The sequence below is a fragment of the Mesorhizobium sp. CO1-1-11 genome (assembly GCF_020164995.1).
Taxonomy (GTDB): Bacteria; Pseudomonadota; Alphaproteobacteria; order Rhizobiales; family Rhizobiaceae; genus Mesorhizobium; species Mesorhizobium australicum.
The window spans coordinates 111,669-123,328 of record NZ_JAIUHE010000006.1 but is presented as its reverse complement, the minus strand read 5'-3'; the positions used below and the strand labels follow the sequence as shown (position 1 = coordinate 123,328).

At 63.6% G+C, this 11,660-nt stretch carries 14 protein-coding genes; 8 read left to right on the top strand and 6 right to left on the bottom strand.

Annotated features, from left to right (window positions below; translation table 11 throughout):
* Positions 1-49: 49 nt before the first annotated feature.
* Together LB554_RS08710 and LB554_RS08705 are read right to left on the bottom strand one after the other, a co-directional pair.
* Positions 50-1,219: an AI-2E family transporter gene (locus tag LB554_RS08710; protein ID WP_015314446.1), complete on the bottom strand. Its 1,170-nt coding sequence runs from the start codon at positions 1,217-1,219 to the stop codon at positions 50-52.
* Positions 1,220-1,614: 395 nt separating this feature from the next.
* Positions 1,615-2,676 carry an LLM class flavin-dependent oxidoreductase gene (locus tag LB554_RS08705; protein ID WP_015314445.1) on the bottom strand — a complete coding sequence of 354 codons (1,062 nt, stop codon included), beginning with the start codon at positions 2,674-2,676 and terminating at the stop codon, positions 1,615-1,617.
* 339 nt (positions 2,677-3,015) lie between these two features.
* Between LB554_RS08705 and LB554_RS08700 the strand changes: the two genes are divergently transcribed.
* Positions 3,016-3,444, top strand: coding sequence for a DUF6481 family protein (locus LB554_RS08700; protein WP_015314444.1), 429 nt, complete (start codon positions 3,016-3,018; stop codon positions 3,442-3,444).
* Between the two features lie 156 nt (positions 3,445-3,600).
* On the opposite strand, the gene sugE is transcribed toward LB554_RS08700, so the two are convergent.
* Complete coding sequence (gene sugE / locus LB554_RS08695; RefSeq protein WP_140615240.1) at positions 3,601-3,915, bottom strand: quaternary ammonium compound efflux SMR transporter SugE; 315 nt, start codon at positions 3,913-3,915, stop codon at positions 3,601-3,603.
* A 197-nt stretch (positions 3,916-4,112) separates the two neighbouring features.
* Positions 4,113-4,238 carry a hypothetical protein gene (locus tag LB554_RS29425; protein WP_015314442.1) on the bottom strand — a complete coding sequence of 42 codons (126 nt, stop codon included), beginning with the start codon at positions 4,236-4,238 and terminating at the stop codon, positions 4,113-4,115.
* Positions 4,239-4,449: 211 nt separating this feature from the next.
* Here LB554_RS29425 and LB554_RS08690 point away from each other — a divergent pair, with 211 nt between their 5' ends.
* From LB554_RS08690 to LB554_RS08680, 3 genes are all read left to right on the top strand, one after another.
* Positions 4,450-5,259 (top strand): transglutaminase-like domain-containing protein, encoded by an 810-nt coding sequence (locus LB554_RS08690; protein WP_015314441.1) that lies wholly within the window; start codon positions 4,450-4,452, stop codon positions 5,257-5,259.
* A gap of 118 nt (positions 5,260-5,377) precedes the next feature.
* The gene (locus LB554_RS08685; protein WP_224584126.1) at positions 5,378-6,331 is read left to right on the top strand and encodes a cation diffusion facilitator family transporter; all 954 of its coding nucleotides are present in this window, start codon (positions 5,378-5,380) and stop codon (positions 6,329-6,331) included.
* A gap of 126 nt (positions 6,332-6,457) precedes the next feature.
* Complete coding sequence (locus LB554_RS08680; protein WP_015314439.1) at positions 6,458-6,862, top strand: GFA family protein; 405 nt, start codon at positions 6,458-6,460, stop codon at positions 6,860-6,862.
* Between the two features lie 3 nt (positions 6,863-6,865).
* Here LB554_RS08680 and LB554_RS08675 read toward each other — a convergent pair whose 3' ends face one another.
* Positions 6,866-8,122, bottom strand: a complete 1,257-nt coding sequence (locus LB554_RS08675; RefSeq protein WP_224584125.1) for a DNA recombination protein RmuC — start codon at positions 8,120-8,122, stop codon at positions 6,866-6,868.
* Positions 8,123-8,225: 103 nt separating this feature from the next.
* Here LB554_RS08675 and def point away from each other — a divergent pair, with 103 nt between their 5' ends.
* From def to truA, 4 genes are read left to right on the top strand one after another with little or no spacing between them, the layout of a single operon-like run.
* Positions 8,226-8,756 carry a peptide deformylase gene (gene def / locus LB554_RS08670; protein ID WP_140711713.1) on the top strand — a complete coding sequence of 177 codons (531 nt, stop codon included), beginning with the start codon at positions 8,226-8,228 and terminating at the stop codon, positions 8,754-8,756.
* Positions 8,757-8,760: 4 nt separating this feature from the next.
* Positions 8,761-9,714 carry a methionyl-tRNA formyltransferase gene (gene fmt / locus LB554_RS08665; RefSeq protein WP_224584123.1) on the top strand — a complete coding sequence of 318 codons (954 nt, stop codon included), beginning with the start codon at positions 8,761-8,763 and terminating at the stop codon, positions 9,712-9,714.
* Positions 9,711-10,217 (top strand): GNAT family N-acetyltransferase, encoded by a 507-nt coding sequence (locus LB554_RS08660; RefSeq protein ID WP_015314435.1) that lies wholly within the window; start codon positions 9,711-9,713, stop codon positions 10,215-10,217. Before fmt ends, LB554_RS08660 begins: the two co-directional genes overlap by 4 nt.
* 23 nt (positions 10,218-10,240) lie before the next feature.
* Entirely contained in the window at positions 10,241-10,993 is a 753-nt protein-coding gene (gene truA / locus LB554_RS08655) for a tRNA pseudouridine(38-40) synthase TruA (protein ID WP_224584121.1), read from the top strand.
* Positions 10,994-11,024: 31 nt separating this feature from the next.
* Here truA and LB554_RS08650 read toward each other — a convergent pair whose 3' ends face one another.
* Entirely contained in the window at positions 11,025-11,657 is a 633-nt protein-coding gene (locus tag LB554_RS08650) for a transporter (protein WP_140711709.1), read from the bottom strand.
* Positions 11,658-11,660: the final 3 nt, after the last annotated feature.

Below are 11,660 nucleotides of genomic sequence, written 5' to 3'. Positions count from 1 at the left end.
ATCGGCCGGATATAGGCATTCGATCCCGCCGTCGCAAACCGTGCGCCGGTTATCCGGCTGCCGCGGCGTCCTGCTCGTCGGCTTCGTCCTCAACGACCGCGGTGTGTTGGGCGGCGAGAAAGTTGCCGACATGGCTGAGGCTCTCGAAATGATCGCAGAACACCTTGACGACGACCAGCAGCGGCACCGCCATCAGCGCGCCGACGAAGCCCCACAGCCATGACCAGAATGCGATGGCGATGAAGATCGCCACGGCGTTGATCTCGAGCCGCCGCCCGACCACCATCGGCGTCACGAACTGGCCTTCGATGATGTCGCACAAAACCAGGAAAGCAGGCGCCAACAGCGCATAGGCGATCGTGTCGAAGGTGATGAGCGCGATGACGGTGACCAGGACAAGCGTGATCATGGCCCCGACATAGGGCAGGAAATTGAGCAGGGCGGCCGCCGCGCCCCAGACCAACGGATTGGGCATGCCGAGCGCCCACAGGCCGAGGCCGATGACCGTGCCGAGGCCGGTGTTGATGATGGTGACGGTGAGCAGATAGTGCGAGATTTCCCGCTCGACGTCGTAGACGACGCGCAGCGCCCGCTTCTTTTCGGTGAGGCTGGCGAAGGACTGGATGATCTTCTCGTAGAACATCGTGCCCGAGGCGAGCAGGAACAGCGACAGCACGAAGATGATGGTCAGGCTTGTTCCAGCCGACAGGATGTTGCTCGCCGCCGACGAGAAGAAGCCGGACTGCGCTACCGCGACCTTTTGCACACCCGGTTCCTGCGATGTCTCGGTCAGCCCCTCGATCTGGTGCGCGATGTCCATGATCCTCTCGAGCGGCCGTCGCAACTGCGCCAATCGCTCGGTCAGCTGCTGGCCGATGGACGATGTGTTGTTGATGAGATCGATGACAGGCCCACTGAGCACATAGCCTGCACTTGCGAAGACGAAGATCGACACAAGCACCAGAAGCGTCGCCGAAACCACTTCGGGAATGCCGCGCTTGCGCAGCAGCCGCACGATTGGGGTCAGCGTCAGCGCCAGCAGGAAGGCCAGGATGACCGGCATGAAAAAAGCGCGCGCGAAATAGAGCGCATAGACGGTCATGAACAGGAAGATACCGATGAGCAACGAGCGCATGAGACGCGTATCGGCACGCGCCGCCACTCGCGATTCTTCGGCTTCGGCAACGCCTGCGCCCAAAGCGGTAGGTTCGGCCTTCATCGCGATCCCCTCGGCGGGCACATCACAACTGATGCAATCCGCAGACGGAAACGCCAGCGCGGCTTCAAGGTTCCGTTAGCCGGCACTGACGGCGTGGCCGCCTTCGAGCGGCGGCGCCGTCAATATAGCTCAAACCGACGGCTCGGCTGCGAGCGTTCCACGATTACATGCCGTGTAATTGAGTCCGGGCAGGCGGCGGGCCTAGTACGGGAGCAGGCCAGTCGGCACTCCCCAAACCGTCGCCGCCCAGGAACTGCGCATCGAGTGCCTGTTCCCAGCCGACGAGGCGACCGAAATCCATCATGCCGCGATGATGGATGCGGCCGTACACCGGGCAACGCGATAAGCATGCTCATCCAGGGCTCATGGAATGAGGCTCGCGGGCCTCCTTAAGTTCACGCGACAGGCGCCGCCACGGTCGGCGCGGATTTCGCGGTTTCCTTGCGTACGATCGGCGCCACCTTGGTGCCGTAGAGCTCGATCGCCTTCATGATCTTGGCGTGCGGCATGGTGCCGATCGCCATCTGCAGCAGGAAGCGGTCATTACCGAACACCCTGTGCTGGGTCACGATCTTTTCCGCCACCTGCTCCGGATTGCCGACGAACAGCGCGCCGTCGGGACCACGCGACTGGTCGAAATGCGCACGCGATGTCGGACCCCAACCGCGCTCACGGCCGATGCGGTTCATCACCTCGGCCTGGGGGCCGTAGAAGTCGTCCGCCGCCTGCTCGGTCGTGTCGGCGATGAAGCCATGCACGTTGATGCTGGTCGCCAACCCCGTCGGATCGCCGCCAGCGCGCTTGGCGGCCTCACGGTAGAGGTCGAACAGCGGCGCGAAGCGCGCCGGTTCGCCGCCGATGATGGCAAGCGCCAGCGGCAGGCCGAGCGCGCCCGCCCGAGCGGCCGATTGCGGCGTTCCGCCAATGGCGATCCAGACCGGCAGCCTGTCCTGGAAGGGCCTGGGATAGACGCCGCGATCGTTGATCGGCGCGCGCAGCCTACCCGACCAGGTAACCTTCACCTGATCGCGGATGGCCAGCAGCAGGTCGAGCTTTTCGGCGAACAGCTCGTCATAGTCTTCGAGGTTGTAGCCGAATAGCGGGAAGGATTCGATGAACGAACCTCGCCCAGCCATGATCTCGGCGCGGCCGCCCGACAGAAGGTCGAGCGTGGAAAACTGCTGGAAAACGCGCACCGGATCGTCGGAGGACAATACCGTCACCGCACTGGTCAGCTTGATGCGCTTCGAACGCTCCGCCGCCGCGGCCAAAGCCACGACCGGTGCCGAGGCGGCATAGTCCGGCCGGTGGTGTTCGCCGAGGCCGAAGACGTCGAGCCCGACCTGGTCGGCAAGTTCGATCTCCTCGATCAGGTTGCGCAGCCGCTCATGCGGACCGATGGCGCCGGGACCCGGCACAGGGCTCACATCGGCAAAAGTGTAGAGGCCGAGTTCCATTTGGATGTCATCCCAGTGTGTTGATTGTTGCGCTAGGGTCGGATGATTTTAGCTCTGTTCGACCTGAAATCTGAATCCGACCCTAAATCGAAGAGATAGATAGAGCATGATATCGTCCGAAAACCGCTTTCCCCTTTTCGGCATCATGCTCCAGAGGTAGCGACGCGTCCGTCGCGCCGCCAGAGGCTGGCTGGTGAACAGTGCATGTCGATTTCGGCGGAAAATGCGTCTCCCGGGTGCAACATCCCGGAATTTCATGGCTGGCATGCCGTTTTGGCGCTTGAACTCCCGGTTTTCGCGCGTATGTAAGCGTCGCGAATAGACTTCAAGGAAGTGGACTTGGCTATCTACAGGGAAAAAGACATTTTCGAGCGGCGCAATGCCGCGACCGAGGCAAAGAAGGCGCTTCTGGAGCGCTTCAAGTCAAAGCCGGCAGCAGACGATCCCGCGGTGCTGGCACGACAGGCCGAACGCAAGGCGATCCTTGCGGCTCGTGAGATCCGCGAGGCCGAGAAGGCCAAGCTGAAGCAGGAAAAGCTGGCACGCGAGGCGATTGAGAAAGCCGAGCGTGAGGCAGCAGCCGAAGCTGCGCGCATTGCCGCCGAAGAGGCAGCGCAAGCGGATGCCAAGCTTCGGGAAGCTGAAGAGAACGAGCGTATCGCTCGTTTGCTTGCCGATGAAGCAGAGCGCAAGGCAAAGCGCGACGCACGCTATGCGGCACGCAAGCAGCGCACCGGCAGGACACCGCCCGGCTTTACGGGTCGCTAACAGCGCACTCGCCTCGATGGATGATGAATGAGGGACGCGCCAAGGCGCGGCCCTTTTTCGCGTGTCGGTGTTGCCCACGGGGAGCCTCCCTGCATCCAGGGACGTCGATTCATGATGTCAGCTCGGTCGATAGCGCCAGTCGGTGGACAGGGCCGTTCAGGCCGCGAGTTTCAGCCCCATGATGCCGCAGACGATCAACGCGATGCAGCCGAGCCTGATCGCCGTCGCGGGCTCGCCCAGCAGCCAGACGCCGAGCAGCGCCGTGCCGACGGTGCCGATACCGGTCCACACCGCATAGGCTGTGCCGACAGGCAGGGTCTTCAGCGCCAGGCCAAGCAAGGTCAAACTGACGATCATCGACGCGACCGTGAGCACGGTCGGAACAAGCCTGGTGAAGCCGTCGGTGTATTTGAGCCCGATCGCCCAGCCGATTTCGAACAGGCCGGCGAAGAACAGAAGAATCCATGACATCGGAACGCTCCATCCAGAACATCCGGCCGAAAGGTCTTCGGATGCTCAATCAAACAATGGGCGGGCCGTCCCAACCGGATTTCGGGAATGCGAGGTCGTCCCCGCATCGTCGATATAGGGTGTCTGAACGCCCAATCAACAATTCGCCGGCGGCATGTCGGACGCCGCCGGTGAAATCCATGCACGCTTGGCGATATCTACTTTTCCTTGATCCTCGTCGCCTTGACCGGCGGCGCCTTCAGGGCCGGAGCGGCTACAGGCTTCTTGGCGTCTTTCTTTGGTTTGCGGGCTTCCTTGCCTGCCTTCATCGCACCTTTAGCCATGATTCGTTCCTCCAGTTGCGGGAAACGGAGTGAAACAAGACAAACGCCAGACTGCAAGAGGCGAGTGCCTGCTGCCAGCGCCGGCAGGCCGCTTTCAACCGGTTTCTAATTTGCTCGTAAACCCCGGCAGTCCATGCCATGCTTGTCTTCGCACTGCAGCATCGACCCGTGCACCGCCGGGTGATCGTCAGGCAGGCCCGTCAGGACGACAATGCGGATCCATATCGGCTGCGAGATGAGCTTCGACTTTCCGCAGGAAACGCCGCTCATCTCAATGCTCAATGTCCACTATTCCCGCGCCTCCGATCTTGAGCGCCCGGATTTCCTGACCTCCAACCCGCCAGTGCCGATTGAGAGTTATCGCGACAGTTTCGGCAACTGGTGCAACCGGCTCGTCGCCCCGCCCGGGCGTTTCACTTTCGGTACGGATGCGGTGATCCGCGACTCCGGCACGTTCGAGATGGGCGAGTTGATGGCGTGGCAGCATGAGGTGCGCGACCTGCCGGCTGAAACGCTGCTGTTCCTGCTGCCCAGCCGGTTTTGCGAAAGCGACCTCTTGGCAAGCGAGGCATGGCGGCTGTTCGGCCATATGCCATCAGGCATCCCGCGCGTGCAGGCGGTGTGCGATTTCGTCCACAACCACATCGTCTTCGACTACGGCAACGCACGGGTGACGCGCACCGCCGCGGAAGCCTGGCGCGAACGGAGCGGCGTGTGCCGCGATTTCGCGCATCTTGCCGTCACGTTTTGCCGGGCACTCAATATCCCGACGCGCTACTGCACAGGCTACATCAGCGACATCGGCATGCCGAAGCCTTGGGCGAGCATGGATTTCTGCGCCTGGATGGAGGTTTATCTCGGCGGCCGCTGGCACGCTTTCGATCCGCGCAACAACGCGCCACGCATCGGCCGCATCCTGATCGCCTCCGGCCGCGACGCGGCGGATGTGCCGCTAACCCATATCTTCGGGCCAGGGTTGCTTGCGGGCTTCAAAGTGTGGACCGACGAGATCCAGGAATAGCTGGCCTTCCCGCCAGCAGGTTTCGAACACATTGAACGACCCGACGATTGGCGCGTTGTGATGGCTGTGCAACTCCGCGGCAGAGCCGCTACACTGCCTCGAAGAGGATAGAACCTGCATGGCTGGACACGGCGGCTCCAGAACGGTCATCTACGCGGCGCTCGCCGGCAATCTCGCCATAGCGTTGACCAAATTCGCCGCCGCCTTTTTCACCGGCAGTTCGGCCATGCTGTCGGAAGGCGTGCATTCGCTGGTCGATACAGGCAATGGCGGCCTGCTGCTCTACGGCATGCACCGGGCGGCACGCCCCGCGGACAGCTCGCACCCGCTCGGCCATGGCCGTGAACTCTATTTCTGGAGCTTCATCGTCGCCCTTCTGGTCTTCGCGCTGGGCGCCGGCGTGTCGTTCTACGAGGGCATCATCCACATCATGGCGCCGGAGCCGGTCGCCAACGCTAGGGTGAACTACATCGTTCTCGGCCTGTCCTTCCTGTTCGAAGGCAGCTCCTGGCTGGTGGCGCTGAAGGAATTCCGCAAGCAGAAGGGCAAGCAGGGCTGGCTGCAAGCCGTGCAATCGAGCAAGGACCCGAGCGTCTATACGGTGCTGTTCGAAGACAGTGCAGCCCTTCTCGGCCTGGCCGTCGCCTTTGCCGGCATATTGGCTGCGGAGATTTTCAAGATGCCCGAACTCGACGGCGCCGCCTCGATCGGCATCTCACTCATCCTCGGCACGACGGCAATCTTCCTGGCGCGTGAAAGCAAGGGCCTGCTCATCGGCGAGCCGGCCTCACCCGAGGTGCAGAGGAAGGTGCTGGCGATCGTCCAGCAGGATCCGGCGGTGCAGCGGGCGAACGGCGTGCTGACGGTGCATATGGGTCCGGAAGAAATCGTCGCCGGCCTGAGCATCGAATTCGAGGACCATTTGTCGGCGCCGGAGATCGAGGCCTGTGTCGAGCGCATCGAGGCGCGGTTGAAGAAGGAGATGCCTGAGATCACGCGGCTGTTCGTCAAGCCGCAGACGTCAGGCACCTGGGAAAAGCGGCGCAAGCTGATCGAATCCGCGTCCGGATAGATTCGAGTACGAACTTTGCGACACCGCGGTCCACTTTTCGGGATTCTGGCCTCTGGACCAGCGCCCTGCCGTTGCCTCGGGTCTCCGTGCCGCTAAAATCAGCCGATCGAAGTTGGAGGAATGACAATGAAGATCGACGGCGGCTGCCATTGTGGCGCCATCACCTATGAGGCGGAGGTCGACCCGGAGAAGACCTCGATCTGCCATTGTACCGATTGCCAGCAACTGACCGGTACGGCATTTCGCGTTACCGTTCCTGCGACGGAGGATCACTACCGGATCACCAGCGGCGAACCGAAGATCTACATCAAGACCGTGGCGAGCGGCGCCAAGCGAACGCAGGCTTTTTGTGCCGACTGCGGCTCGCATCTCTATGCGACATCGGTCGGCGACGGTCCGAAGGTCTATGGGATCAGGGTCGGGACCTCGCGGCAGCGCCAGAACCTGGTCCCGAGACACCAGAAATGGCACCGGTCGGCGCTGCACTGGCTTCCGGAATTCGAGGGTATGACGACGGTCGAAGAGCAGTAGCGTTCAGTCGTCGCCTTCGACGACCCTCAATCTCAGCTGCCCGGTCTTTGAATCGGCAGCGCGCGGTGCGGCCTCCACCTTGGCAGGGGCGCCGCCGCGCGGGGCGTCGGGCTCGCCTTCTCCGAATTCCAGCGCCTCGATCTTCTGGCCACGCTTGGTCACTTTCGAGGTCGAGACGAGTATGTCTTCGATGTCCTTGGCCGACTGGCCGAAATGGCCCTGCAATTTGCGCACCCGCTCGTCGACACGCTGGACGTCTTCCATCAGCCTGATGACTTCGCCTTGGATCAGATGCGCCTGCTCGCGCATGCGCGCATCCTTGAGGATCGCCTGGATGACCTGGATCGACAGCATCAAGAGCGAAGGCGAGACGATGATGACGCGGGCACGGTGCGCCTTCTGGACAACCGCTTCGAAATTCTCGTGGATTTCGGCGAACACCGATTCCGACGGCACGAACATGAAGGCGGTGTCCTGCGTTTCGCCCTGCAGCAGGTATTTTTCCGAAATGTCGCGGACATGGACCTCGATATCGCGGCGGAAGGCCTGGGCCGCGACCTTCTGCAGGTCGGCGTTATCGGCGGCCCGGATGGCATTCCACGCTTCCAGGGGAAATTTGGCATCGATGGCAAGCGACGGCGCGCCGTTCGGCATTTTCACCAGGCAGTCCGGCCGGCTGCCGTTCGACAGCGTCGCCTGGAATTCGTAGGCGCCGTGCGGCAGGCCGTCGGCGACGATCGCCTCCATGCGCGACTGGCCGAAGGCGCCGCGCGTCTGCTTGTTGGAGAGGATCGCCTGCAGCTGCACGACCTGGCCGGCCAGCGACTGGATGTTGCCTTGCGCGGTGTCGATGACCGCCAGCCGCTCCTGCAGTTTCGCGAGGCTCTCATGCGTGGACTTGGTCTGCTCGGTCATGGTCTGGCCGATGCGGCCGGTCATGGCGTCGAGTCGCTGGCCGATCGACTGCGTCAATTCGGCTTGGCGGGCGCCGAACACTTCGGCGATGGCGCCCATGCGGCCCTGCATCTCGGCCTGGGATTGCAGAATGCCGGCCATCCGCGCCTCGGCGTCGCGGGCATGGTCGGCGGCTTCCGCTGCGGCGACCGCGCGCGCCTTGGCCGAGCGCCACAGCGCGATGACGAGCGCCACGAACAAGCCGAGAAACAGCAATGTGGCGACGGCCAAGACGTGGCCGAGCGTGATTGTCGAGGCGCCGAGCCGCGCGACGGGCTCCGAAAGGATGGTGCTCAGATCATTCATGTGGACAGCATAGCCGATTCGGCGGTCTGGCACAGATCAAAACGTGAACGAGGCGCACGCGCACCGGTTGACGCCTTTCTATTGAGGTCTTAGGTGAAACGCCATGCCGATCAAGCCGCTCATCATTCTTCCCGATCCCATCCTGCGCCAGGTCTCCAAGCCGGTGGAGCGCGTCGACGCGCCGGTGCGCAAACTTGCCGACGATATGCTGGCGACCATGTATGACGCACCCGGCATCGGGTTGGCGGCAATCCAGGTCGGCGAGCCCCTGCGCATGCTGGTGATCGATCTCGCCAAGGAAGACGAAGCCCCGGCGCCACATGTCTTCATCAATCCGGAAATTCTCGAAAGCGCCGACGCGCGGTCCGTCTACGAGGAAGGCTGTCTGTCGATCCCTGATTACTATGCCGAGGTCGAGCGCCCGGCTTCGGTGAGGGTCAAATATCTGGACCGTGACGGCAAGCTGCAGGAGATCGAGGCCGAGGGGCTGATGGCAACCTGCCTGCAGCACGAGATCGACCACCTCAACGGCGTGCTGTTCATCGACCACATCTCGAAGCTGAAGCGCGACATGGTGGTGAAGAAGTTCAAGAAGCTCGCCAGGGACAAGGCGCCAGGCAAGCTGGTGGGATAGGGCAATGCCCCTTCGCGTCATCTTCATGGGCACGCCGGAGTTTTCGGTGCCGACGCTGCGCGCCATCGCCGAGGCTGGCCACGAGATTTCAGCCGTCTACACGCAGCCGCCGCGCGCCGCCGGCCGGCGCGGGCTGGAACTGACGCCGTCACCGGTGCAGCGCGAGGCCGGGCGGCTTGGCATCGAGGTGCGTGCACCGGCATCGTTGAAAAGCGAGGCCGAGCAGGCCGCTTTTGCCGACCTGGGCGCCGATATCGCCGTGGTCGTCGCCTATGGATTGCTGTTGCCGAAGGCAGTTCTGGAGGCACCCCGGCTTGGCTGCGTCAACGGCCATGCGTCGCTTTTGCCGCGCTGGCGTGGCGCCGCGCCCATCCAGCGCGCCATCATGGCGGGAGACACCGAGACCGGCATGATGGTGATGCGCATGGAGGCGGGGCTGGATACCGGCCCGGTGGGACTGGTTGAAAAATGCGCCATCGGCCCCGATATGACAGCCGGCGATCTGCATGATCGGTTGATGAGTGTCGGCGCTGCCCTGATGGTGGAAGCGTTGGCGCGGCTGGAACAGAACACCCTGGCATTTACCGCGCAGGCGGCCGAAGGGGTGACTTACGCCAGGAAAATCGATAAATCCGAGACGCGCGTGGAGTGGACACGGCCCGCGGCCGAGGTTCACAATCATATTCGTGGCCTGTCACCGGTGCCCGGCGCCTGGTCCGAGATTGAAATTGGCGGCCGTATGGAACGGCTGAAACTGCTTCGCTCGACGCTATCCGAAGGCGTGTCGCCTTCGGAAGATTTGGGCGAGTCGGGAGGAATTCTCGATGACCGGCTGACAATCGCCTGCGGAAAAGGCGCGGTCAGGCTGGTCGAAGTTCAACGTGCGGGCGGAAAGCCCGCCGCCGCGTCGGAATTCCTGCGCGGAGCCAAGATCGAAAAAGGACTGAAATTCTCATGAGCATGATGTCGATACGCGCGGCGACGCCGCGGGACCGCGAGGCCATCCGCCTCGTCGAGGAACACGCTTTCGGCCAGCAAACGGAGGCCGGACTGGTCGACGCGTTGGTGACCGGCGGTGACGCCGTCGTCGAACTGGTGGCGGAAGAGGACGGCCAGGCCGTCGGCCATATCCTGTTCTCACGGCTGTTCGTTCAGAGCGGCGGCAAGAGTTTTGCCGCCGTGGCGCTTGCGCCGCTGGCGGTGGAGCCTTCCTTCCATGGCAGCGGCATCGGCGGCGCGTTGATCCGCGAGGCCCATATTCGGCTCAAGGACGCCGGCGAGACACTGGCCGTCGTGCTGGGCGATCCGGCCTATTACGGCCGTTTCGGCTATAGCCACGCCCGCGCAGAAAAGTTCGAAAGCGAATACCAGGGCGAGGCGCTGCAGGCGCTGGCCTGGGGCGAAGCTCCCGAATCCGGCAGGCTGGTCTACGCCTCCGCCTTCACCGCTCTCGCCGCCTAGGCGGGGGCGTATAGCCGACCGGCATGCCGCGTTTTCGCCTCGATATCGAATATGACGGCAGCCTGTTTGCCGGCTGGCAGCATCAGGCCGACCAGCCTTCGGTGCAGCAGGCGATCGAGCAGGCGATCGAGAAATTCTGCGGCGAGGCGGTCCGGCTGCGCGCCGCCGGCCGCACCGATGCCGGCGTGCACGCGACCGCGCAGGTGGCGCATGTCGACCTTGCCAAGGCGTGGCCCGACGACAAGGTGCGCGATGCCGTCAATGCACACCTGCAGGCGGCCGGCGCGCGCATAGTCATCCTGAAGGCCACGATCGTCCCGGACGATTTCGATGCCCGTTTCTCCGCCATCGGCCGGCACTATCTCTACCGCATCCTCAACCGGCGGGCGCCCTCGGCGCTGGAGAAGGGTAAGGTGTGGTGGGTGCCGAAGCGGCTCGATGCCGCCGCCATGCACGAGGCGGCGAAGCTCCTGCTCGGCCGGCACGACTTCACCACCTTCCGCTCGACGCAGTGCCAGGCTAACAGCCCGATCAGGACATTGGAGCGGCTCGATGTGAGCCGGGCGGGCGATGATCTGATCGAGGTGAGGGCATCGGCACGATCCTTCCTGCACAACCAGGTGCGCTCGATGGTCGGCTCGCTGAAGCGGGTCGGCGACGGCGGCTGGACATCGGGCGACCTCAAGGCGGCGCTCGAGGCGCGAAACCGCGCCGCCTGCGGCCAGGTGGCGCCGCCCGACGGGCTTTTTCTCATTGGCGTCGATTATCCCGGGTAGAACCCTGGTTCTCCCGGGTAGAACCCTGGTTCTATCCGGGATAAAGCCCGGAAAGGCTCTGGCCCCCGACATCGTCCGGCGCGGAGATGCCAAGCAGCATCTGCAGCCCGAACAGCACCAGCAGCGAAGCGACGAACATGCCGACGAAAACGGCGGTGCCGAAGGCAGCGCCCCTGCCGATCGTCGCGTTGGTCATGCGCCAGGTCAGCACCATCGACAGGGAAAATAACAGCAGCGACACAAGGCTCGAGACCTGGCTTGCCGAGGACAGGAAAAGCCTGATCAGCGCCGAAGGCAGCATCAGCCAGGCAGTGATCGCCGAGGCCCAGTTGCTGGCCACGACATAGTGGACGAAGCGCCCGCCGATGCCGGCGCGCCGCGCCACCAAGGCGAGCGCCACCAGCGGCAGTACCCAGGAGCCGATATCGACCGTCGCCAGTCGCACCAGCATGCTGAAGCGGCCGGCGAAGGCATCGGGATCGCCGATCTCGTTGGCGATGCCGACCCAGCCGACGATCAGCGCCGGTGCCGCGACGATGATGGCGAAGAACGAATTCCAGAAGCCGTCGGCCGTGAGGTCGAGCAGGCGCAGGCCGTCGGCCTTGCCGAGCATCAGCCGCCAGGCGCCGGTCAGCGAAGCTTGGGTTTCGTCCGCCGAAAGCATGCT